The sequence below is a fragment of the Micrococcus sp. iso_239 genome (genome assembly GCF_056173395.1).
Map to the genome: position 1 here is coordinate 887057 of NZ_CM149672.1, position 23083 is coordinate 910139.

Below are 23083 nucleotides of genomic sequence, written 5' to 3' on the forward strand. Positions count from 1 at the left end.
CGCGACGGACACGCAGCGACGAACGCAGTGAGGTGACCCCATGAGCACGACCCCCCGCGACGCCCGCGCGGCGGTCCCGCAGGTCCCGACGCCGGCCTCCCGCCCGACGGAGACGGCCCGGGTCCAGGAGCGCCGTCCGGCCCCTCGGCCCGAGATCGTCGAGCCGCGGGTGCCCGGCGAGGGCTCCCGCGTCGAGCCGACCCGGATGACCGGTTCCGAGGGCATCATCCGCTCCCTGGAGGAGCTGGGGGTCACGGACGTGTTCGGGCTGCCCGGCGGCGCCATCCTGCCGACCTACGACCCGCTCATGGACTCCGATCGGATCCGCCACATCCTGGTGCGCCACGAGCAGGGTGCCGGTCACGCGGCGCAGGGCTACCACCTGGCCACCGGCAAGGTCGGCGTGGCCATCGCCACCTCCGGTCCCGGCGCCACCAACCTGGTGACCGCCATCGCGGACGCCCACATGGACTCCCAGGCGGTCGTGTTCATCACCGGCCAGGTCTCCTCCGCCGCGATCGGCACGGACGCCTTCCAGGAGGCGGACATCGTGGGCATCACGATGCCCATCACCAAGCACTCCCGGCTCGTGACCCGGCCCGAGGACGTCCCCCAGGCCCTCGCCGAGGCGTTCCACATCGCCGCCACGGGCCGGCCCGGGCCCGTGCTCGTGGACGTCACCAAGGACGCCCAGCAGGGCGAGTTCGAGTTCGCGTGGCCGCCCCGGATCGACCTGCCCGGCTACCGCCCCGTCCTGCGCGGCCACCCCCGGCAGATCCGCGAGGCCGCCCGGCTGGTCCGCGAGGCCCGGCGCCCCGTGCTGTACGTGGGCGGCGGCGTGGCCCGCGGCGAGGCCCATGAGGAGCTGCGCGCCCTCGCCGAGCTCACGGGCGCCCCGATGGTCACCACCCTCACCGCCCGCGGCGTCTTCCCCGACTCGCACCCCCAGCACCTGGGCATGCCGGGCATGCACGGCGGCGTCCCCGCCGTGGCCGCGCTCCAGCAGGCCGACCTGCTGATCACGCTCGGCGCCCGCTTCGACGACCGCGTGACCGGTCACCTGCCCTCGTTCGCCCCCGGCGCCCGCGTGATCCACGCGGACATCGACCCGGCCGAGATCTCCAAGAACCGCACCGCGGACGTGCCGATCGTCGGCCACGTCAAGGAGATCATCCCGGACCTGGTGGCCGAGCTCGCGACGGACACCGAGGCGCTGCCCGACCTCGCCGACTGGTGGGCGGTGCTGCGGCGCCTGCAGGAGACCTACCCGATGGGCTGGACCGAGACCGAGGACGGCCTCCTCGCGCCCCAGGAGGTGATCTCGCGTCTGTCGGCCCTGTCCGGCACCGAGGCCACCTACGTGGCCGGCGTCGGCCAGCACCAGATGTGGGCCAGCCAGTTCGTCGCCTACGAGCGCCCGCGCCAGTGGCTCAACTCGGCCGGCCTCGGGACGATGGGCTTCGCCGTCCCCGCCGCGATGGGGGCGCAGGTGGGCGAGCCCGACCGCGTGGTCTGGGCCATCGACGGCGACGGCTGCTTCCAGATGACCAACCAGGAGCTCGCCACGTGCGTGATCAACCGCATCCCCATCAAGATCGCGGTGATCAACAACTCCTCGCTGGGCATGGTGCGTCAGTGGCAGACCCTCTTCTACGACGGGCGCTACTCGAACACGGACCTGAACACGGGCCACGACACCGCCCGGGTGCCGGACTTCGTCAAGCTCGCCGACGCCTACGGCGCCGCGGGCCTGCGCTGCGACCGCCGGGAGGACCTGGACGACACCATCCGGCAGGCCCTCGCCATCGACGACCGCCCCGTGATCGTGGACTTCGTGGTCTCCCGTGACGCCATGGTCTGGCCGATGGTCCCCGCGGGGGTCAGCAACGACGCGATCCAGGTGGCCCGGGGCATGACGCCCGACTGGGACCAGGAAGACTGAGGAGGGCAACCGATGGAACGCCACACCCTGTCCGTGCTCGTCGAGGACGTGCCCGGCACCCTGACCCGCGTGGCCGGCCTCTTCGCCCGGCGCGCGTTCAACATCCACTCGCTGGCCGTGGGCGTCACGGAGGTCGAGGGCCTGTCCCGGATCACCGTGGTCGTCGACGCCGACACGGACCTGCTCGAGCAGGTCACCAAGCAGCTGAACAAGCTGATCAACGTGATCAAGGTCGTCGAGCTCACGCCCGACTCCTCCGTTCAGCGCGACCACCTGCTCGTCAAGGTGCGCGCCGATGCCGCCACCCGCGGTCAGGTCGTCCAGGCGGCCGACCTGTTCCGCGCCCACGTCGTCGACGTGGCCCCGGAGTCCCTGACCCTCGAGGCCACCGGCACCCGTGACAAGCTCGAGGCCTTCCTCGAGATGATGGAGCCCTACGGCGTGCGTGAGCTCGTCCGCTCGGGCACCCTCGCCCTCGCCCGGGGGCCGCGGTCCATGACCGACCGCGCCCTGGCCCGCTGACCCGTCCCGATCCACCCATCCCGTGAGGAGAACAGCATGACCGTGAAGAAGTTCTACGACGACGACGCCGACCTGTCGATCATCCAGGGCCGCACCGTGGCCGTCATCGGCTACGGCTCCCAGGGCCACGCCCACGCCCTGTCGCTGCGCGACTCCGGCGTGGACGTGCGCATCGGCCTCGCCGAGGGCTCCAGGTCCCGCGCCAAGGCCGAGGCCGAGGGCCTGCGCGTCGTCGACGTCGCCACCGCCGCCGCCGAGGCCGACCTGATCATGATCCTCACCCCGGACCAGGTCCAGGCCGACGTGTACGACCAGCACATCGCCGGCAACCTGCAGGAGGGCGACGCCCTGTTCTTCGCGCACGGCTTCAACGTGCGCTTCGGCTACATCCAGGCCCCCGAGGGCGTCGACGTCGCCCTGGTCGCCCCCAAGGGACCGGGCCACGTGGTGCGCCGCGAGTTCGAGGCCGGCCGCGGCGTGCCCGCGCTGATCGCCGTCGAGAAGGACGCCTCCGGCCAGGCCCACGCCCTCGCCCTGTCCTACGCCAAGGCCGTGGGCGGCACCCGCGCCGGCGTCATCGAGACGACCTTCACCGAGGAGACCGAGACCGACCTGTTCGGCGAGCAGGCCGTGCTCTGCGGCGGCGCCTCCCAGCTCGTGCAGTACGGCTTCGAGACCCTCACCGAGGCCGGCTACCAGCCCGAGATCGCCTACTTCGAGGTGCTGCACGAGCTGAAGCTCATCGTCGACCTCATGGTCGAGGGCGGCATCGCCAAGCAGCGCTGGTCCATCTCCGACACCGCGGAGTACGGCGACTACGTCTCCGGCCCCCGCGTCATCACCCCCGACGTGAAGGAGAACATGAAGGCGGTCCTCGCCGACATCCAGTCCGGCGCCTTCGCGAAGCGCTTCATGGACGACCAGAAGGCCGGTGCGCCCGAGTTCAAGGAGCTGCGCGCCCGGGGCGAGGCCCACCCGATCGAGAAGACCGGCCGCGAGCTGCGCCAGATGTTCTCCTGGCTCAAGGACGCGGACGACGACTACACCGAGGGCACGGCGGCCCGCTGAGCCGCCCGAGCCCCCGACGCCGGCCCCGGGCATCGCGCTCCGGGGCCGGCGTCGCATTCCGGCCACGGCCCGGTCACGCGTCTAGGCTCGGACCGGAGCGCGGGCCGGCCCGCCTTCCATCCCACCGCACCACACCTCCAGGAGCACCCGTGAGCGCAGCCCAGCCCGTCGTCCTGATCGCCGAGGAACTCTCGCCCGCCACCGTCGAGGCCCTCGGCCCCGACTTCGAGATCCGCCGCACGGACGGCGCCGACCGCGCCCGCCTCCTCGAGGACCTGCGCGACGTCGACGCGGTGCTGATCCGCTCGGCCACCCAGATGGACGCCGAGGCGATCGCCGCCGCGCCGCAGCTGAAGGTCATCGCGCGCGCCGGCGTCGGACTGGACAACGTGGACGTGCCCGCCGCCACCGAGGCCGGCGTCATGGTCGTCAACGCGCCGACGTCGAACATCATCTCCGCCGCCGAGCTCACCTGCGGCCACATCCTGGCCGCCGCCCGCAACATCGCGGCCGCCAACGGCTCGCTGAAGGCGGGGGAGTGGAAGCGGTCGAAGTACACGGGCGTCGAGCTGTACGGCAAGCGGCTGGGCGTGATCGGCCTGGGCCGCATCGGCGCGCTCGTGGCCGAGCGCATGAAGGCGTTCGGCATGGAGATCCTCGCCTACGACCCCTACGTGACCACCGCCCGGGCGCAGCAGCTCGGCGCGAGCCTCGTGGAGCTGGACGAGCTGCTCGAGCGCGCCGACGTGGTCACGATCCACATGCCCAAGACCCCCGAGACGGTCGGCATGATCGGCGATGAGCAGTTCGCCCGCATGAAGGACACCGCGATCATCGTGAACGTGGCCCGCGGCGGCCTCGTGGACGAGGACGCCCTCGCCCGCGCGCTCGAGACCGGGACCATCGGGGGCGCCGGCATCGACGTCTTCAGCTCCGAGCCGGCCACCGACCTGGCGTTCTTCGCCCACGACTCCGCCGTGGTCACCCCCCACCTGGGCGCCTCGACCGCCGAGGCCCAGGAGAAGGCGGGCGTCGCCGTCGCCGGCTCCGTGCGCCTGGCCCTCTCCGGCGAGCTCGTGCCGGACGCCGTGAACGTGGCCGGCGGCGCGATCCACGAGGACGTGCGCCCCGGCCTGCCGCTGGCCGAGAAGCTGGGCCGCGTGCTCACCGCGCTGGTGGGCGAGCAGTCCATCACGGCCGTCGAGGTGGAGATCGCCGGTGAGATCGCCGAGCACGACGTCTCCGCGATGCGCCTGGCCGCCCTGAAGGGCGTGTTCACGGACATCGTCTCGGACCAGGTCTCCTACGTGAACGCCCCCGTGCTGGCCGAGCAGCGCGGCGTCGAGTGCCGCCTCACCACCACCGCGGTGTCCGAGTCCTACCGCAACACCGTCACGGTGCGCGCCGCGACCGCGCAGGGCTCCCAGACGGCCGTCACCGGCACGCTCACCGGCCCGCGCCAGGTGCAGAAGCTCGTGGGCGTGGACCGGCACGAGCTCGAGGTGCCGCTGGCCGACCACCTGCTCGTGTTCGCCTATCAGGACCGCCCGGGCGTGATCGGCGTCCTGGGCCAGGCCCTCGGGGTGCAGGGCGTGAACATCGCCGGCATGGACGTCTCGCGCGACGACGAGGGCGCCGCCCTGGCCGTGCTGACCCTGGACGGGGCCCTCTCCGGGGACACCGCGGCCACGCTGGCCGCGGCCATCGGCGCGGCCCGTGCGGCCGAGGTGGACCTCTCCGTCTGACCCGTCCACGCCCGGCGGGCACCGCGGGGCCGGCGCGCGTCGCCCTGTGTTGAGATGGTGTCCATGTCGCGTCCAGCCGAGCCCCGCCCCGCACCCGCCCCGACCGCGCGCGCCGCAGCGGCCCGCCCCGACCGCGCGCGCCGCAGCGGCCCGCCCCGCCACGCCTCCGGGCGTGCAGGGCCGCTGGGCCCGGCGCGCGGCGGGCGGGCTGATCGGCGTCAGCGTCCTGCTCGCCACCTGGTCGTTCGCCCTCCCCTTCGTGTTCGGGCTGGGCCCGCGGCAGGTGCCGTGGTGGCGCGAGGTCTTCGACGTGAACCACGAGGCCAACCTCACGGCGTGGTGGAGCTCGGGCCTGCTCCTGCTGGGGGCCGCGGGCTTCACCACGGTGGGTCTCGTGCGTCGCGCGCTGGGGGCGGACCGGCGGCGGAGCCTGCTCGCGTGGTTGACCCCCGCGGCCCTGCTGGCGACCATGAGCCTGGACGAATCGACGCAGCTCCACGAGCAGGCCGGCCAGCTGTGGGAGGTCCTGCCGTTCGCGGGGGAGAACCCGCTGCCCGCGTTCCAGTGGCTGATCCTCGGCGCGCCGGCCGCGATCGTCGTCCTCGGGCTGCTCGCGCTGTGCACCGTCGCCCTGCCCCGCCGGACCCGAGCGCTGACGGTGGCGGGCGGCGCGGTGTTCTTCTTCGGCGCGATCGTCCTCGAGGCGGTGCCGCTCGTCTTCGGGATCGGGCGCAGCACCCTGGCCTACCACGTGGCGACGCACGCGGAGGAGCTGACCGAGATGATCGGGGCGTCCGTGCTCGTGGTGGCCCCGTGGGCCCACCTCCACCTGCGGCCTGCGCCGGGCCATCTGCAGGTGACCGCCGACGGCGTCCCGGACGTCGGCGCGGACGACGTCGTCCTCGGCGCGGGCCCCGGGCCCGCCGCTAGACTCGACGACTGTGACTGACGCCCGCGCCCCGTACTACCTGACCACGGCCATCTCCTACCCGAACGGCGAGCCGCACATCGGCCACGCCTACGAGTACATCGCCTCGGACGCGATGGCCCGCTTCCAGCGGCTCGACGGGCGGGACGTGCGCTTCCTGACCGGCACGGACGAGCACGGCCAGAAGATGGAGCAGACGGCGCAGCAGCAGGGCGTGAGCGCCCTCGAGCTGGCCACGCGCAACGCCGCCGTCTTCAAGGAGATGGACGACGACGTCCTGGACATCTCCTACGACCGCTTCATCCGCACCACGGACACGGACCACGCCGAGGCCGTCCGCGAGATCTGGCGGCGGATGGAGGCCAACGGGGACATCTACCTCGGCTCCTACGCCGGCTGGTACTCCGTGCGGGACGAACGCTACTTCGGCGAGGACGAGACCGAGGTGGGTCAGGACGGGGTGCGCCGCGCCGTCGAGACCGGCACCGAGGTGACGTGGACGGAGGAGGAGTCCTATTTCTTCCGCCTGTCCAAGTACCAGCAGCCGCTGCTGGACCACTACCGCGAGCACCCGGACTTCGCCGCCCCCCGGTACCGCTTCAACGAGGTCATCCGCTTCGTGGAGGCCGGGCTCGAGGACCTGTCCATCTCCCGGACCTCCTTCCAGTGGGGCATCGACCTGCCGGCGCCCGCGGACCCCGACGCCGCCGACGCCGACCGGCGCGCCGACCACGTCACCTACGTCTGGGTCGACGCGTTGACGAACTACCTCACCGGCGCGGGCTGGCCGGCGGAGGACCCGGAGGCGTTCGCGCGCTACTGGCCCGCGGACCTGCACGTGATCGGCAAGGACATCTCCCGGTTCCACTGCATCTTCTGGCCCGCGTTCCTCATGTCGGCCGGCCTCGAGCTGCCGCGCCGCGTCATGATCCACGGCTTCCTGAACAACAACGGGGCCAAGATGTCCAAGTCCCTGGGCAACGTGGTGCACCCGCGGGAATGGGTGGCCCGGTACGGCCTGGACGCCATCCGCTTCTTCCTGCTGCGCGAGTTCCCGTTCGGCGCGGACGGCTCCTACAGCCACGAGGCCGTGGTGAGCCGCAAGAACGCGGACCTGGCCAACAACCTCGGCAACCTCGCCCAGCGCTCGCTGTCCATGGTGGCCAAGAACTGCGGCGCCGCCGTGCCCGAGCCGGGCGAGTTCACCGAGGCGGACCGCGCCGTCCTGGCCCAGGTCGACGCCCTGCTGGAGCGCTCCCGGTCCGCGTACGCGGTGCAGGACTTCCACGACGCGCTCGAGGAGACCTGGCGCGTGCTCGGCGAGGTCAACGCCTACTTCGCGGACCAGGCCCCGTGGGTGCTGCGCAAGACGGACGAGCCGCGCATGCGCACGGTGCTGTACGTGACGCTGCAGGCCGTGCGCCGGGTGGCCCTGCTCGCGCAGCCGGTGATGCCCGACTCGGCGTCGCGGCTGCTGGACCTGCTCGGCGTCCCCGCCGAGGGCGACGCCGGCCGCACCGGCGCGTCCGGCACCGGCCCGCGGTCCTTCGCCGCGTTCCACGAGGACCTGGTCCCCGGCACGCCGCTGCCCGCCCCGCAGCCGGTCTTCCCGCGCCACGAGGAGCCCGCCGAGGACTGAGCCCGTCCGGAGGGTGAGACCGGGTGTCACACGATGTGGTCCTCACGCGTGCCCCGCGTAGCCTGAGGGCCATGACCGAGACCACACGCAGCTCCGCAGACCCCTTGGACATCGCCGTCATCGGCGGCGACGGCATCGGCCCCGAGGTCACCGACCAGGCCGCCGCCGTCCTGCAGGCGGCGTTGCGTGCCGAGGGGCGTCCGGAGGCCCGGCTCACCCCGTATCCGCTGGGTGCGGAGCACTGGCTCGAGACCGGCGAGGCGCTCACGGACGAGGTCCTCGAGTCCCTGCGCCGCCACGACGCGATCCTGTTCGGGGCCGTCGGCGCCGCGCCCGGGGACGAGCGCATCCCGTCCGGGCTGATCGAGCGCGGCATGCTGCTCAAGCTGCGCTTCGCGCTGGACCACGGCGTGAACCTGCGCCCGGCCACCCTGCTGCCCGGCGCCGTCAGCCCCCTGGCCGCGCCCGGCGAGATCGACTTCACCGTGGTGCGCGAGGGCACGGAGGGGCCGTACGTGGGCAACGGCGGCGCGATCCGCGTGGACACCCCGCTCGAGATCGCCACCGAGGTCTCCGTGAACACGGCGTTCGGCGTGCGCCGCGTCGTCGAGGACGCCTTCCGTCGCGCCGACGCGGGCGAGCGCAAGCGCCTCACGCTCGTGCACAAGCACAACGTCCTGGTCCACGCCGGCCACCTGTGGCGCCGCACCGTGGAGTCCGTGGCGGCCGACTTCCCCGCGGTCACCTGGGACTACATGCACGTCGACGCCGCCACGATCTTCCTGGCGACGGACCCGGCCCGCTTCGACGTGATCGTGACGGACAACCTGTTCGGGGACATCATCACGGACCTCGCCGCGGCCGTGACCGGCGGCATCGGGCTCGCCGCCTCCGGCAACATCAACGTCGAGGGCACGGCGCCGTCGATGTTCGAGCCGGTCCACGGCTCCGCTCCGGACATCGCGGGCCAGGGGGTCGCCGACCCCGTGGCCGCCATCCTCTCCGCCGCCCTGCTGCTCGAGCACGTGGGCGAGGCCGGTGCGGCGGCGCGCGTGCGCACCGCCGTGTGGGCGCACCTGAAGGACCGGGTGGAGGGCGCGCGGGGCACCACCGCCGAGGTGGGCGCCGACGTCGTCGCGCGGGTCTGACGCGCGGGCCCGGAGCGTCGACGCCGGGTCTAGGATGGGGCGACGGCCTGTGGCGTGTGCCACGCCCGGCGCCGTGGCCCCCGCGCGTCGTGCCCGGCACCGGAGCCGTCCCCATCCGTCACCCGTCACGAGGAGTGATCCCACCGTGTCCGAGACCGTGTTCACGCGGCAACCGCATCTGTCCCCGATGTCCGATCAGCAGCGCGTCGAGATCCTCCAGGACCCCGGTTTCGGCAACGTCTTCACGGACCACATGGTCTCCATCGACTGGACCTGGAGCGAGGACGGCGGCGCCTGGCACGACGCCCGCGTGGAGCCCTACGGCCCGCTCTCCCTGGACCCCTCCGCCTCCGTGCTGCACTACGGCCAGGAGATCTTCGAGGGCCTCAAGGCCTACCGCCACGAGGACGGGTCCGTGTGGACGTTCCGCCCCGAGGCCAACGCCGCGCGCCTGAACCGCTCCGCCCGTCGCCTCGCGCTGCCCGAGCTGCCCGAGGAGATGTTCCTCGGCTCCCTCAAGGCCCAGCTCGAGGCCGACCGGGACTGGGTCCCCACCGGCGAGGGGCAGTCCCTGTACCTGCGCCCGTTCATGTTCGCCACCGAGGCGTTCCTGGGCGTGCGCCCGGCCAAGGAGGTGCGGTACATGGTGATCGCCTCCCCGGCCGGCAACTACTTCGGCGGCGAGCTCAAGCCGGTGACCATCTGGGTCTCCCGCGAGTACGCCCGCGCGGGCCGCGGCGGCATGGGCGCCGCGAAGACCGGCGGCAACTACGCCGCCTCGCTGCTGCCGCAGCTCGAGGCCGCCTCCAAGGGCGCCGACCAGGTCGTGTTCCTGGACCAGTACCACGACGACTCCATCGAGGAGCTCGGCGGCATGAACGTCTTCTTCGTGTTCGACGACGGCCGCCTCGTCACCCCGGAGCTCACCGGCACGATCCTCGAGGGCGTCACCCGCTCCTCGATCCTGCAGCTGGGCCGGGACATGGGCCTGACCGTGGAGGAGCGCCGCATCACCCTGGCCGAGTGGGCCGAGGGCGTGCGCTCCGGCGCCATCCGCGAGGTGTTCGCGTGCGGCACCGCCGCCGTCGTCACCCCGATCGGGCGCCTGCTCGACGGCGACGACGTGATCGAGTCCGCCGGCGGGACCGACGTGGCCCTGAAGATCCGCGCCGAGCTCGAGGGCATCCAGACCGGGCGCGTCGAGGACCGCCACGGCTGGCTGCACCGCCTCGTCTGACCCCACCCCACGAACGGAGACCCCCGTGAGCTCGCACCGCTCCTCCGCGCCCGCCGAAGGCGCCCCACGCCCGGCCACGACGCCGGAAGACCTCCCGCCCACCGAGGCCGCCGGCCGGCCCCGCTGGACGCCCGTGAAGATCGCCGTCTGGGTGGTCGTCGCCCTCGTCGGCGGCGTCGCCTGGACCATGCTCGCCCTGCATCGCGGCGAGTCCATCAACGCGATCTGGTTCGTGTTCGCCGCCGTCGCCACCTTCGCGATCGGCTACCGCTTCTACTCGAAGTACGTGGAGCGCATGATCGTCCGCCCGGACGACACCCGCGCCACCCCCGCCGAGTACCGGGCGGACGGCCGCGACTACGTGGCCACCGACCGCCGCGTCCTCTACGGCCACCACTTCGCCGCCATCGCCGGCGCCGGCCCGCTCGTGGGCCCCGTGCTCGCCGCGCAGATGGGCTACCTGCCCGGCACCATCTGGATCATCGTCGGCGTGATCCTCGCCGGCGCCGTCCAGGACTACCTGGTCCTGTTCTTCTCCATGCGCCGCGGCGGCCGCTCGCTCGGCCAGATGGCCCGCGACGAGCTCGGCCGCATCGGCGGCACCGCCGCGATCGTGGCCACCCTGCTGATCATGGTGATCATCACCGCGATCCTCGCGCTCGTGGTGGTCAACGCCCTCGGCGAGTCCCCGTGGGGCGTGTTCTCCGTGGCCCTGACCATCCCGATCGCGATCTTCATGGGCCTGTACCTGCGCTACCTGCGCCCGGGCCGGATCACCGAGGTCTCGATCATCGGCTTCGTGCTGCTCATGGCCGCCATCATCGGCGGCGGCTGGGTCGCCGAGACCGACTGGGGCGTGGCCCTGTTCACCCTGGACCGCGTGACCATCGCGTGGGGCATCATCATCTACGGCTTCGTGGCCGCCGTGCTGCCCGTGTGGCTGCTGCTCGCCCCCCGCGACTACCTCTCCACCTTCATGAAGATCGGCGTGATCGCCGGCCTCGCCGTGGCCATCGTGATCGTGCAGCCGCAGATCACCGCCCCGGCGATCTCCGAGTTCGCCTCGGGCCAGACCGGTCCGGTGTGGCCGGGCTCCCTGTTCCCGTTCCTGTTCGTGACCATCGCGTGCGGCGCCCTGTCCGGCTTCCACGCGCTGATCGCCTCGGGCACCACCCCGAAGATGGTGGAGAAGGAGCGCCAGACCCGCTTCATCGGCTACGGCGGCATGCTCATGGAGGCCTTCGTGGCGGTCATGGCGCTCGTGGCGGCCGTGTCCATCGACCGCGGCATCTACTTCGCCATGAACGCCCCCGCCGCGCTCACCGGCGGCACCCCCGAGACGGCGGCCGCCTGGGTGATGAGCCTGGGCCTGGCCGGCGTGGACGTCACGCCCGAGCAGCTCACCGCGCTGGCGAACCTCGTGGGCGAGGACACGGTCGTCTCCCGCACGGGTGGCGCCCCGACGCTCGCCGTCGGGCTCTCGATCATCATGGGCCAGCTGATCGGCGGCGAGGCCCTCATGGGCTTCTGGTACCACTTCGCCATCATGTTCGAGGCGCTGTTCATCCTCACCGCCGTGGACGCCGGCACCCGCGTGGCCCGGTTCATGCTGCAGGACTCCCTGGGCAACGTGGTCCCGCGCTTCAAGGACACCTCGTGGCGCGTGGGCGCGTGGGTCTGCACGGCCATCATGGTGGCCGCCTGGGGCGCCGTGCTGATCATGGGCGTCACCGATCCGCTGGGCGGCATCAACACGCTGTTCCCGCTGTTCGGCATCGCCAACCAGCTGCTCGCGGCGATCGCGCTCGCCGTCGTCCTGACGATCGTCGCGCGCCGCCGGGACTTCCGGGGCCTGTGGATCGTGGCGCTGCCGCTGGCGTTCATCACCGTGGTCACCACCGTGGCGTCGTTCCAGAAGATCTTCTCCTCCATCCCGGCGGTGGGCTACTGGGCGCAGCATCGCGCGTTCCAGGACGCGCTGGCGGCGGGGAAGACGAGCTTCGGCGCCGCGAAGTCCGTGCCGGCCATGGAGGCCGTGGTCCGCAACACCTTCATCCAGGGCACGCTCTCCGTCGTCTTCCTGGTGTTGGCGCTGATCGTCATCACGACGTCGGTGCTCGCCACGGTGCGCGCCTTCCGCGGCACCGAGGTCATCGACCACCAGGACCCGTACGTGCCCTCGCAGCGCTTCGCCCCGGCCGGGCTGTTCGCCACGGCCGAGGAGAAGGAGCTGCAGCGGCAGTGGGACGCCCTGCCGGCGGACCGGCAGCCGGTGCGGGGTCACTGACGTGGCCGATCCGCGCGCGACGCCGGCCGGGCCCTCCACCGCGGAGGGCTCGGCCGGCCCGTCACGGCCCGGGGTGTGGGCCCGGGCGCGCTGGTGGGTCCGCCAGCTCTCCGGTGAGGGGAAGTACGACGCCTACGTGGCCCATCACCGGGCCCACCACCCGGGGCGGGCACCGATGACCGAGCGGGAATTCTGGCGGGCCGAATACGCCCGCCAGCAGGCGAACCCCGGCAGCCGCTGCTGCTGAGCGGTCTCGACCCGCTCCGCCCGGCACCCCGCGCCGCACCCCGCTGAGCCAGACGAATCCGCCCGCGAGCCAGACGAATCGGTCGCCCCGGGCCGTCCGCCGCGGCCGAATCGTCTGGCTCGCGGCGTCAGCGGGGTCGGCATCGGGTGGGGTGTCCAGCGACGGCGCCCGCTGCTCACCCACTAGGCTGGCGGCCATGCGCATCGCCCGTTTCGTGGACCAGGCCGAACCGACCTACGGCATCGTGGAGGGCCCGGCCGACGCCGACCCCGCCGAGCTGAGCATCACCGCCCTGCAGGGGGACCCGTTCTTCCATGGGATCCAGCCGACCGGCACGACCCACCGCCTCGAGGACGTGCGGCTGGTCGCGCCGATCATCCCGCGCTCCAAGATCGTGGGCGTGGGCCGCAACTGGGCGGACCACGCCAAGGAGCTCGGCAACGAGGTGCCCACGTCCCCGCAGTTCTTCCTCAAGCCGAACACCTCCGTGGTGGGTCCGAACGAGCCGGTCACCCTGCCCAGCTGGTCGGAGGAGGTCTCCTACGAGGCCGAGCTCGCCGTCGTGATCGGCACCATCTGCAAGGACGTGCCGGTGAGCCGCGTGGACGACGTCGTGTTCGGCTACACCGTGGGCAACGACCTCACCGCCCGCGACGCCCAGCGCACCGACCTGCAGTGGGCCCGCGCCAAGGGCTTCGACGGCGCCTGCCCGCTGGGTCCGTGGATCGAGACCGAGCTGGACGTGGAGCCGACCGGCGGCCTGCGCATCACGTCCCGCCTCGACGGTGAGACCCGCCAGGACGGCACGACCACGGACATGGTCTTCGGCGTCCGCGAGCTCGTGGCCGCGGCCTCGGAGATGTTCACCCTCCTGCCCGGCGACGTGATCCTGACCGGAACCCCGGGCGGGGTCGGGACGGTCCAGGAGGGCCAGCGCGTCGAGGCCGAGGTCGAGGGCATCGGCGTCCTCGCCACCGTCTTCCGCCGCTGACGCGGGCGCCCGACGACGGCGTCCGGGCCCCCGCGTAGACTCGGGACATCATGACTGACGCCACCGCTCCCGTGTCCGAGAACGCCCCCGCCCCCTTCGCCGACGTCCCCCAGGTGGACGCCGAGACCCCCGTGCGCGTGCGCTTCGCCCCCTCGCCCACCGGCACCCCCCACGTGGGGCTGATCCGCACCGTCCTGTTCAACTGGGGCTGGGCGCGGCACACCGGCGGCACCCTCGTGTTCCGCATCGAGGACACGGACGCCAAGCGCGACTCGGAGGAGTCCTACCAGCAGCTGCTCGAGGCGATGCGCTGGCTCGGGATCGACTGGGACGAGGGCGTCGAGGTCGGCGGCCCGCACGAGCCGTACCGTCAGTCCCAGCGCGGGCAGATCTACGCGGACGTGATCGAGAAGCTCAAGGCCGGCGGATACATCTACCCGTCCTACTCGAGCCCCGAGGAGACCGAGGCCCGTCACCGGGCCGCCGGCCGCGACCCCAAGCTCGGCTACGACGGGCACGACCGCGACCTCACGGACGAGCAGATCGCCGCCTTCGAGGCCGAGGGCCGCGCGCCGGTCTGGCGGCTGCGCATGCCGGACGAGGACATCACCTTCACCGACCTGGTGCGCGGGGAGATCACCTTCAAGGCCGGCTCCGTGCCGGACTTCGTGGTGGTGCGCGCGGACGGCTCGCCGCTGTACACCCTCGTGAACCCGGTGGACGACGCGCTCATGGGCATCACCCACGTGCTGCGCGGCGAGGACCTGCTCTCCTCCACTCCGCGCCAGATCGCCCTCTACCGCGCCCTGCACGCGATCGGCGTCGCCCGGTACATGCCGGTGTTCGGCCACCTGCCCTACGTGATGGGCGAGGGCAACAAGAAGCTCTCCAAGCGCGACCCGCAGGCCAACCTGTTCCTGCACCGGGACAACGGCTTCATCCCAGAGGGCCTGCTGAACTACCTCGGCCTGCTGGGCTGGTCCCTCTCCGCGGACGAGGACATCTTCACCCCGCAGCAGTTCGTGGAGCACTTCGACGTGCACAAGGTGCTGGCCAACCCCGCCCGCTTCGACGAGAAGAAGGCGATCGCGATCAACGGCACGCACGTGCGCATGCTCGACGTGGCCGACTTCCGCGACCGTCTCGTGCCCTACCTGCACGCGGCCGGCCTCGTGGGCGAGCACCTCACGGATCGGGAGATGCAGATCCTCACCGCCGCGGCCCCGCTCGTGCAGGAGCGCGTGCAGCTGCTCGGCGAGGCCGTCGAGATGCTCGCCTTCCTCTTCACGGCGGACCGGGACGTCCGGACGGCCGAGGGCGCCCTCAAGGGCATGCCGGCGGACCTGGGGGCCGCCGTCGCCGCGGCCCGGGAGGCGCTCGCCGCCCTGCCCGAAGACGAGTTCACCACCGAGCGCATCGAGGCGGCGCTGCGGGCGGCCCTCATCGACGGCCTGGGCCTCAAGCCGCGCCAGGCGTTCGGCCCGGTGCGCGTCGCGGTGACCGGCCGCAAGGTGTCCCCGCCGCTCTTCGAGTCGCTCGAGATCCTGGGCCGGGACTCCGCGCTCGCGCGCCTGGACCGCTTCGCCGCGGAGCAGGGCCTGGACCAGGACCAGCCCACCGACGCATGAGCCGGGGCGTGAGCACGACGCCGGCCGGCGGGTCCGCGGGCGCGCCCGCGCCGCCGGCCTGGGACGCCGTCCTCTTCGACCTGGACGACACGCTGCTGGATCTGCGCTCCGCCCAGCACGCCGCGTTCGACGCGACGGTGCGCCGGCAGTGGGCCGGGGCCGCCGACGTCGACCCGGCGGTGCTGGCCGAGGCCACCGAGGCCTTCGCGTCCGACACCGGCGGCCACTACGGGCGCTACGTGTCCGGGGAGCTGACGTTCGAGGAGCAGCGGCTGGCCCGCGTGGCCGACGCCCTGCGCACGCTCGGCGTGCCCGAGGATGCGGCGACTCCGCTCGACGGCCTGTGGACCACCGACTACGAAGAGGTCGTGCGCGGGCACTGGGCGCTGTTCCCCGCGACCGCCGACGTGCTCGCCGAGGTGCGGGGAACAGGCCGTGGCGTGGGGATCGTCACGAACAACGTGGAGACCTACCAGCGCGGCAAGGCCGACGCCCTCGGCCTGGAGTGGGTCGAGGTGCTGATCGGCTCGGACACGGCCGGGGCCCCGAAGCCGGACCCGGCCCCCTTCCTGGCCGGCTGCTCCCGCCTGGGCACGGACCCGGGACGCACCCTCATGGTGGGGGACAGTCTGCGTCACGACGTCGAGGGGGCCCGGTCGGCGGGGCTCGTTCCGGTGTGGATGAGCCCCGACGCCCCCGCCCACGGCGGGGTGGCGGAGCCGCTCTGGGACGAGGAGCACGCGTGCTGGCGGATGCGGGCGATCGGCGGGCTGCGGACCTGGCTGGCGGCCTGACCCGCCGATTTTGCACGCGCCGCCCGGAGGGTGTAGAGTTCTTTCTCGTTGCCGGAGAGATCCGGGAACACCGGGCTCATGAATATGATGCACATCGGCCAGGCGTGCTTGACCGACAGTGGGGTATGGTGTAATTGGCAACACAACGGTTTCTGGTACCGTCATTCTAGGTTCGAGTCCTGGTACCCCAGCGAGTCTTCGGACTCAGTGAACGCGCACGGGCGGAGACGCTCGGACGTGGCGCACGGCCCCATCGTATAGCGGCCTAGTACGCCGCCCTCTCACGGCGGTAACGCGGGTTCAAATCCCGCTGGGGTCACGCAGTCGCCGCCCGGTCCTCGGACCGGAACGGCACGGGCGGATGAACGCATCCGTCGCCTGAACAGGAGACACAGGCGCAGAAGAAGGTCTCCACGGCATCGCTTCCGCACACGCGGACAGCGCGCTCGGCCCCATCGTATAGCGGCCTAGTACGCCGCCCTCTCACGGCGGTAACGCGGGTTCAAATCCCGCTGGGGTCACCCGAGTGACAGGAAGCCCGGTCCCTGCGGACCGGGCTTCCGTCGTCTCCGTCCGCCGGGCCGGCGGGATGGGCGGTCGGCGCGCGCCGTGAGACGATGGCCCACGTGCCACACACGGATCAGAACGTCCCAGACCTCGGTGTCGACACGGCCGTCCGCCGCGTGCGCCAGCACCTCGCCGCGCTCGAGCTGCCCTTCGAGACCGCCACCGCGGGGCAGGACCGCGCCGAGCGCGAGCGCACCCTGCACCAGATCGACGACTACGTGCTGCCCCGCCTCGAGTCGCTCGACGCGCCGCTGCTGGCCGTCGTCGGCGGCTCCACCGGTGCGGGCAAGTCCACGCTGGTGAACGCGCTCGTCGGCCACGAGGTCTCCCGCTCCTCCGCCCTGCGGCCCACCACGCGGCAACCTCTGCTGCTGCACAACCCCGCCGACGCCCACTGGTTCACGGGCCCGCGGGTGCTGCCCGACCTCGCCCGCGTCAGCGTGCACCGCGACGCGGCCGCCGGCCCCGTCGAACCCGACCAGTCCGCGATGGACACGGTCGCGCTCGTGGCCGAGCCCGCACTGCCCTCGGGCATCGCCCTCGTGGACGCCCCGGACATCGACTCCGTGGCGGACCAGAACCGCGCGCTGGCCCGGCAGCTCCTCGAAGCCGCCGACCTGTGGATCTTCACGACGACGGCGCACCGCTACGCCGACGCCGTGCCCTGGCAGCTGCTGGACGAGGCCGCCGCCCGCGACATCACCGTGGCCGTCGTGCTCGGCCGCGTGCCCGAGGGCGCGGAGGAGGACATCACCCCGGACCTGCGGCGCATGCTCACCGAGCGCGGCCTCGCCGACGCCCGGATCCACGTGATCCCCGAGACCCGCTTCGACGAGCGCGGCCTGCTCCCGCAGGAGCACGTCGCGGGCCTGCGCGCCTGGCTCGAGACTCTCGCCGCCGACGCCCAGGCGCGCGGCGCCGTCGCCCGCCGGACCGTGGACGGCGTGCTGGGCCAGCTGGCCGCCCGCGTCGCCGACCTGGCCCGCGCCGAGGAGGAGCAGCGGCACGCCGCGGACCTGCTCGCCCGGATCGTGGGGGACTCCACGGACCAGGCCGTCGGCCGGGTCCGCGAGGCCACCTCGGACGGCACGCTGCTGCGCGGCGAGGTGCTCTCCCGCTGGCAGGACTTCGTCGGCACGGGGGAGTTCTTCCGCGGCGTCGAGACCACGATCGGCCGGCTGCGGGACCGCCTCGGCGCCCTGGTGCGCGGGCGCCCGGCAGCGCCCGAGGAGGTCGAGACCGCACTGGAGACCGGCCTGCACGCCGTGATGGTCGAGGCGGCCGCCGCGGCCGCCGAGCAGATCGAGCGGCGCTGGGCGTCCGAGCCGGCGGGCCGGGCCCTCGTGGCCGGGCGCGACCTGGGCGCCCTGGCGCCGGACGCGTCGGCGCGGGCGGCCGACGTCGTGCGGGACTGGCAGTCGGACGTCTTGGCACTGGTCCAGGAGGAGGGCGCGGGCAAGCGCACGCGCGCCCGCCTGGCGGCCACCGGCGTGAACGGCGCGGCCGTGGCCCTCATGGTGATCTCGTTCGCCTCCACCGGCGGACTCGCGGGCATCGAGGTCGGCATCGCCGGCGGCGCCGCCGTCGTCGGGCAGAAGCTGCTCGAGTCGATCTTCGGCGAGGACGCCGTGCGCCGCATGGCCCGGCGGGCCGATGAGCTGCTCGAGCGCCGTGTGCGGGCCTTCCTCGAGACCGTGCTGGCGGACCGCTTCCTGCCGCTGCTCCACCTCGGGCGCGAGCCGCAGGCCACCGAGGAGCTGCGCGCCCTCGTGCCGGTGCTGCGCCGCGGGGTGGCCGCCGGCGTCGACGGCCCGACCGGGCCCGAGCACGCCCCGTCCGCGGCCGAGGCGGGGGAGGAGCCCCGATGAGCCGCCGCGACACCCCCGCCCTGGCCCCCCGCCTGGACGCACTCGGCGAGGCCGCCGAGTTGGCCGCGGGCCGCCTGCCCGAGGACGTCGTGGCCGGGGCCGACGCCGTCGTGCGCGCGGCCGGGGAGCGCCAGGCACTCTCCGCGGAGCACACCGTGGTCGGGTTCTTCGGGGCGACGGGCTCCGGCAAGTCCTCCCTGTTCAACGCGCTCACCGGCCGCGACCTGGCCCGCGTGGCCGCCACCCGGCCCACCACGTCCGAGCCGCTCGCCGCGGTCTGGGGCGTGGGCCGGGGACAGGGGCTGGACCCGGACGCGGAGCACGGCGACGGCACCGGCGAGGGCGGCGGCGCGGCCGCCCTGCTCGACTGGCTCGGCGTGCGCCGCCGCCACCTGCTGGACGAGGCGCCCGTGCTCGACGACGGCCGCCCCGGCTTCCTCGGCCTCGGCCGCCGTGACGGCGCCGACGCCACCGGCCTGGTCCTGCTGGACCTGCCGGACATCGACTCGGTCGAGCGGGGCAACCGCGAGATCACCTCCCGGCTGGCCGGCCACGTGGACGTGCTGGTGTGGGTCGTGGACCCGGAGAAGTACGCGGACGCCGTGCTGCACCGCGAGTTCCTGGCGACCATGGGCTCGCACGCGGCCGTGACCCTCGTGCTGCTCAACCAGGTGGACCGGCTCTCGGTGCGGGACCGGGACGTCGTGCTGGCCTCGCTGCGCCGCATGCTCTCCGGCCACGGCCTCGGCGACGTCCGGGTGCTGCCCGTGTCCGCGCGCACGGGGGAGGGCCTCGAGGAGGTCGGCCGGCAGGTCGCGGCGATCGTCGCCCAGCGCGGCGCGGCCGCCGAACGCCTGGGTGCGGACGTCGCGGCCCGTGCCGCGGACCTCGCCGCCGCCTCGGGCGAGGGCGAGCCGGCCGGCGTCGGGCCCGGGGACGAGCAGCGGCTCGGGCGCGAGCTGGCCGTGGCCGGCGGCGTGCCGGCCGTCGTCCGGGCGGTCGAGGGCTCGTACCGGCTGCGCTCGGCCAAGCGCACCAGCTGGCCCGTGCTGCGCTGGATGCACTCCTTCCGCGCAGACCCCCTGCGGCGCCTGCACCTGATGCCCGAGCGCACCGCCCCCCGCCGCGACCGGGACGAGGTCGCCCGCGACCCCGCGCTGCACCGCACCTCCCTGCCCGAGCGCTCGGGCACCCAGCGGGCCGTCGTCGACGGCGCGGTCCGCACGCTGGCCGCCGCGGCCGGCGCGGGAGCCTCCGAGCCGTGGGCCGCCGCCATCCGCCGCGCGGGCCGGGAGCACGCCGAGGAGCTCCCCGGCGCCGTGGACCGGGCGATCGCCGCCACCGACCTCGGGGCCGGTCGGGGCAGCTGGTGGCACCCCGTGCTCGACGTGCTGCAGTGGCTCGCCCTCCTCACCGCCGTCGTCGGTGCCGGCTGGCTGGGCGTCCTCGCCCTGGCCGGGTACCTGCAGTTCCCCCTGCCGCCAGCGCCCACGGTCGAGGGCTTCCCCCTCCCGACGCTGCTGCTCGTCGGCGGCCTCGCGCTCGGCGTGCTGCTGGCCCTGCTGGCGATCCCCCTGACCCGGTGGACCGCCGCGGCGCGGGGACGCCGCGCGCGCCGCCGCCTCGAGGAGGCGACCACCGACGTCGGCCGGCGGCTCGTCGTCGACCCGGTGCGCGCCGAGGTGGACCGCTTCCGCGCCTTCCGCGACGCCCTCGCCCGGGCCTCCGGCGCCCCGGTCCGGCGGGGCCGCCGATGACGGTGCGCGACCCCGCGGCCGCGGCGGGGGCGACCGTCGGCGACCTCACGGAGGCCGAGCTGCTGGAGGTCGTCCTGACCGGGCTCGCTCCCGCCGTCCGGGACGGCCACTGGCCCGCCGGCACCGTCGCCCCGGGCGACGACGCCGCCCTCGTGCCCGCGCCCCGCGGCGGGACGCTCATCTCCACGGACGCGATGGGGGAGGGCACGGACTTCCTGCACCGCTGGCCGGCCGGCCCCCGCACCCGCGGCCACGACGCCGGCTGGAAGGCCGTCGCCCAGAACCTCTCGGACGTCAACGCGATGGGCGGGAGCGCCTCCGCGCTCGTCACCGCCCTCACCCTGCCGCCGACGACGCCGGTCGCCTGGGTTCGGTCGTTCGCCGCGGGCATCGTGGGCGCGGTGCGTCACCTCGGCGCGCCGGACTGCCGGGTGGCCGGGGGCGACCTGGGCACCGGCGGACGGGTCCACGCCGCGGTGACGGTGCTCGGGGACCCGCACCCCGGCGGAGTGCTGTGCCGCACGCCGGCCGCGGCGGACCGGGACCGCGTGCTCGCCGAGGGCGCCGACCTCGTCCATGCCCAGGCGGTGCCGGACGGTCCCCGGGCCGCCGCGCCCCCGGGGCCGGGGTGGGCCGCCGCCGGGCTCGCCGTGCTGCTCACCGACCGCGCGGAGCTGGAGCGGCGGGCGGACGCCCTCCCCGCCGCCGACCGGCCGTCACCGCGGGAGCTCGCCCGCGCCGTCCGCGCCCAGCTGCGACCCCGCCCGCCGCTGGCCCTGGGGCCCGCCGCGGTGGCGGCCGGCCTGCTCACCCTCATGGACGTCTCCGACGGCCTGGGCAAGGACGCGCACCGCATGGCGGCCGCCACCGGCGGGACCGGTCCCGCGCCGGCACCGTGGCTGGACGAGGCCTGGCTGGCGGAGGCCGCCGCACCCCTGCGCCGCGTGGCCACCCTGGCCGGGACCAGCCCGGAGGCGCTCGTGACCGGCGGGGGCGAGGACTACGGCCTCCTGGGGCTGGCGTGGCCCGAGACCGAGCTGCCCCGGGGGTTCACTCGGATCGGCCGGCTCGTGCCGGCCGGGGCCCGGGCGCCGGCCGGGCACCGGCCCCTGCCCGAGTCCGGCTGGGATCCGTTCGGCGGCTGAGCGACTCCGGCCGGGAGCCGCGGGCGGGTCAGGCCGAGTGGAGGAGTCGCTCCGGGTCGAAGCGGTGGCCGAGGCCGATGACGTCCCACCCATGCTCGCGCCACGCGGCGACGTCCAGGACGTTGCGCCCGTCGATCAGCAGGCGGGAGGCCACGCGTGCGCCCACGGCGGCCGGATCCATCTGTCGGAACTGGCGCCACTCGGTCAGCAGCAGGGTCAGCTCGGCGCCGTCCACGGCCGCCTCGAGCGAGTCCACGTAGTCGAGCCGCGGGAAGCGGGCGGCCGCGTTGGCGTTGCCCTCCGGGTCGTACACGCGGACGTCGGCGCCGGCCGTGTAGAGACGGTTGGCGACGTCGAGGGCGGGGGAGTCCCGGACGTCGTCGGAGTCCGGCTTGAACGTGACGCCCAGCACGGCGATCCGTGTGCCGTTGAGCACCTGCACGCTCGCGGGGGTGGGGGCGGTCCCGGAGGCCTCGGCCCGGCGGATGCGGCCGTCGCGAGCCGCGGAGAGCACCTGCACGGCCAGGTCCACCACGCGGTCACGGCGGCGCAGGTTGATGTCGTCCACCTCCGCCAGGAACCGCATGGTCCGGTCCAGGCCCAGCTCGGAGACGCGGGCCTGGAGCGCGCGGATGTCCTTGGGCAGGCAGCCGCCCCCGAAGCCCACGCCCGCGTTGAGGAACCGGCGTCCGATCCGCGCGTCGTGGCCGATCGCGTCCGCGAGGGTGCCGATGTCCCCGCCCACGTTCTCGGTGATCTCCGAGAACGCGTTGATGAACGAGATCTTCGTGGCCAGGAAGGCGTTCGCGGCCACCTTCACCAGCTCGGCGGTCTCGAGGTCCGTGCTGATCCACGGGGTGTCGGCCGCGAGCTGCCGCGCGTAGACGCGGCGCAGGATGCCCTCGGCGCGGGGCCCGTGCGTGCCGATGACGAGGCGGTCCGGGGTGAGCGTGTCCCTCACGGCGAAGCCCTCCCGGAGGAACTCGGGGTTCCAGGCGAGCTCGACCTCGCCCGGCAGCCCGGCCTCCGCGCGCACGGTGCGCACGAGCTCGGCCAGGCGGCGCGCGGTGCCCACGGGCACGGTCGACTTGCCGACGATCAGCGCGTCGCGGTCGATCGCCGCGGCGAGGGAGGCGACGGCGGCGTCCACATAGCTCAGGTCCGCCGCGGTCTCGCCCACCTTCTGCGGGGTGCCGACGCCGATGAAGTGGACGTCCGCCCAGCGGGCCGCCTCCGCGACGTCGGTGGTGAAGCGCAGCCGCCCGGAGGCGACGTGGGTGCGCAGCAGCTCGGGCAGGCCGGGTTCGTGGAAGGGCACCTCGCCGCGGGCCAGGCGCTCGATCTTGGCCGGGTCCACGTCCACGCCGAGGACCTCGAAGCCCAGCTCGGCCATGCACGCGGCGTGCGTGGCGCCCAGATAGCCCGTGCCGATCACGGACAGCCGCGGCGCGGCCTCCTGCTCGGCGGGGGCGGCGGGCGCGGTCGTCTCGGTCACGGCGGACTCCTCGGTGGTGCGGGGGCGGCGGTCGGGGACCTGGCTGACGCTAGGCCCCGCGGGTGAACGCGGGAA

Annotated in this window: 17 protein-coding genes and 3 tRNA genes; 19 read left to right on the top strand and 1 reads right to left on the bottom strand. The window is 74.0% G+C overall.

The genetic code is table 11. The features are described from left to right. Positions 1-40 precede the first annotated feature (40 nt). The 19 genes from AC0VX2_RS04140 to AC0VX2_RS04230 all read left to right on the top strand — a co-directional run bounded on the left by AC0VX2_RS04140 (position 41) and on the right by AC0VX2_RS04230 (position 21513). Positions 41-1942, top strand: coding sequence for an acetolactate synthase large subunit (locus AC0VX2_RS04140; protein WP_070709030.1), 1902 nt, complete (start codon positions 41-43; stop codon positions 1940-1942). A 12-nt stretch (positions 1943-1954) separates the two neighbouring features. Next, positions 1955-2464, top strand: coding sequence for an acetolactate synthase small subunit (gene ilvN, locus AC0VX2_RS04145; protein ID WP_002854209.1), 510 nt, complete (start codon positions 1955-1957; stop codon positions 2462-2464). 36 nt (positions 2465-2500) lie between these two features. Further along, positions 2501-3532 (top strand): ketol-acid reductoisomerase, encoded by a 1032-nt coding sequence (gene ilvC / locus AC0VX2_RS04150; protein ID WP_069941569.1) that lies wholly within the window; start codon positions 2501-2503, stop codon positions 3530-3532. Between the two features lie 149 nt (positions 3533-3681). Further along, positions 3682-5277 carry a phosphoglycerate dehydrogenase gene (gene serA, locus AC0VX2_RS04155; RefSeq protein ID WP_069941570.1) on the top strand — a complete coding sequence of 532 codons (1596 nt, stop codon included), beginning with the start codon at positions 3682-3684 and terminating at the stop codon, positions 5275-5277. A gap of 172 nt (positions 5278-5449) precedes the next feature. Then, entirely contained in the window at positions 5450-6226 is a 777-nt protein-coding gene (locus tag AC0VX2_RS04160) for a hypothetical protein (RefSeq protein ID WP_101965549.1), read from the top strand. After that, positions 6219-7844: a methionine--tRNA ligase gene (gene metG, locus AC0VX2_RS04165; protein WP_036382100.1), complete on the top strand. Its 1626-nt coding sequence runs from the start codon at positions 6219-6221 to the stop codon at positions 7842-7844. Before AC0VX2_RS04160 ends, metG begins: the two co-directional genes overlap by 8 nt. Positions 7845-7915: 71 nt before the next feature. After that, on the top strand, positions 7916-8992 hold the full coding sequence (locus AC0VX2_RS04170) for a 3-isopropylmalate dehydrogenase (protein WP_221846353.1): 1077 nt from the start codon (positions 7916-7918) through the stop codon (positions 8990-8992). Positions 8993-9137: 145 nt separating this feature from the next. Then, the gene (locus tag AC0VX2_RS04175; RefSeq protein WP_170747937.1) at positions 9138-10229 is read left to right on the top strand and encodes a branched-chain amino acid aminotransferase; all 1092 of its coding nucleotides are present in this window, start codon (positions 9138-9140) and stop codon (positions 10227-10229) included. 25 nt (positions 10230-10254) lie between these two features. Next, positions 10255-12516 (top strand): carbon starvation CstA family protein, encoded by a 2262-nt coding sequence (locus tag AC0VX2_RS04180; RefSeq protein WP_095347308.1) that lies wholly within the window; start codon positions 10255-10257, stop codon positions 12514-12516. A gap of 1 nt (position 12517) precedes the next feature. Further along, positions 12518-12763, top strand: coding sequence for a YbdD/YjiX family protein (locus AC0VX2_RS04185; RefSeq protein ID WP_080772545.1), 246 nt, complete (start codon positions 12518-12520; stop codon positions 12761-12763). A gap of 196 nt (positions 12764-12959) precedes the next feature. Continuing rightward, a complete protein-coding gene (locus AC0VX2_RS04190) occupies positions 12960-13754 on the top strand; it encodes a fumarylacetoacetate hydrolase family protein (RefSeq protein WP_095347307.1) in 795 nt (264 codons plus the stop codon). Between the two features lie 50 nt (positions 13755-13804). Continuing rightward, a complete protein-coding gene (gene gltX, locus AC0VX2_RS04195; RefSeq protein WP_144820200.1) occupies positions 13805-15382 on the top strand; it encodes a glutamate--tRNA ligase in 1578 nt (525 codons plus the stop codon). 8 nt (positions 15383-15390) lie between these two features. Then, the gene (locus AC0VX2_RS04200) at positions 15391-16176 is read left to right on the top strand and encodes an HAD family hydrolase (RefSeq protein WP_095347305.1); all 786 of its coding nucleotides are present in this window, start codon (positions 15391-15393) and stop codon (positions 16174-16176) included. 119 nt (positions 16177-16295) lie between these two features. Then, a tRNA-Gln gene (locus AC0VX2_RS04205) sits at positions 16296-16367 on the top strand. 55 nt (positions 16368-16422) lie between these two features. After that, positions 16423-16495, top strand: a tRNA-Glu gene (locus AC0VX2_RS04210). A 129-nt stretch (positions 16496-16624) separates the two neighbouring features. Then, positions 16625-16697: transfer RNA gene (locus AC0VX2_RS04215), tRNA-Glu, on the top strand. Between the two features lie 105 nt (positions 16698-16802). Continuing rightward, entirely contained in the window at positions 16803-18611 is a 1809-nt protein-coding gene (locus AC0VX2_RS04220; protein ID WP_095347304.1) for a dynamin family protein, read from the top strand. Beyond that, positions 18608-20368 (top strand): GTPase, encoded by a 1761-nt coding sequence (locus AC0VX2_RS04225; protein WP_144820199.1) that lies wholly within the window; start codon positions 18608-18610, stop codon positions 20366-20368. Before AC0VX2_RS04220 ends, AC0VX2_RS04225 begins: the two co-directional genes overlap by 4 nt. Continuing rightward, complete coding sequence (locus AC0VX2_RS04230) at positions 20365-21513, top strand: thiamine-phosphate kinase (protein WP_144820198.1); 1149 nt, start codon at positions 20365-20367, stop codon at positions 21511-21513. Before AC0VX2_RS04225 ends, AC0VX2_RS04230 begins: the two co-directional genes overlap by 4 nt. A gap of 28 nt (positions 21514-21541) precedes the next feature. Here AC0VX2_RS04230 and AC0VX2_RS04235 read toward each other — a convergent pair whose 3' ends face one another. Next, a complete protein-coding gene (locus tag AC0VX2_RS04235) occupies positions 21542-23008 on the bottom strand; it encodes a UDP-glucose dehydrogenase family protein (protein WP_060973444.1) in 1467 nt (488 codons plus the stop codon). Positions 23009-23083: the final 75 nt, after the last annotated feature.

Bases quoted from the DNA above. Each gene is read 5' to 3' on its own strand.
- ilvC (WP_069941569.1), top strand. From the start codon at position 2,501: ATGACCGTGAAGAAGTTCTACGACGACGACGCCGACCTGTCGATCATC.
- AC0VX2_RS04225 (WP_144820199.1), top strand. From the start codon at position 18,608: ATGAGCCGCCGCGACACCCCCGCCCTGGCCCCCCGCCTGGACGCACTC.
- ilvN (WP_002854209.1), top strand. From the start codon at position 1,955: ATGGAACGCCACACCCTGTCCGTGCTCGTCGAGGACGTGCCCGGCACC.
- AC0VX2_RS04230 (WP_144820198.1), top strand. From the start codon at position 20,365: ATGACGGTGCGCGACCCCGCGGCCGCGGCGGGGGCGACCGTCGGCGAC.
- AC0VX2_RS04190 (WP_095347307.1), top strand. From the start codon at position 12,960: ATGCGCATCGCCCGTTTCGTGGACCAGGCCGAACCGACCTACGGCATC.
- gltX (WP_144820200.1), top strand. From the start codon at position 13,805: ATGACTGACGCCACCGCTCCCGTGTCCGAGAACGCCCCCGCCCCCTTC.
- AC0VX2_RS04170 (WP_221846353.1), top strand. From the start codon at position 7,916: ATGACCGAGACCACACGCAGCTCCGCAGACCCCTTGGACATCGCCGTC.
- AC0VX2_RS04140 (WP_070709030.1), top strand. From the start codon at position 41: ATGAGCACGACCCCCCGCGACGCCCGCGCGGCGGTCCCGCAGGTCCCG.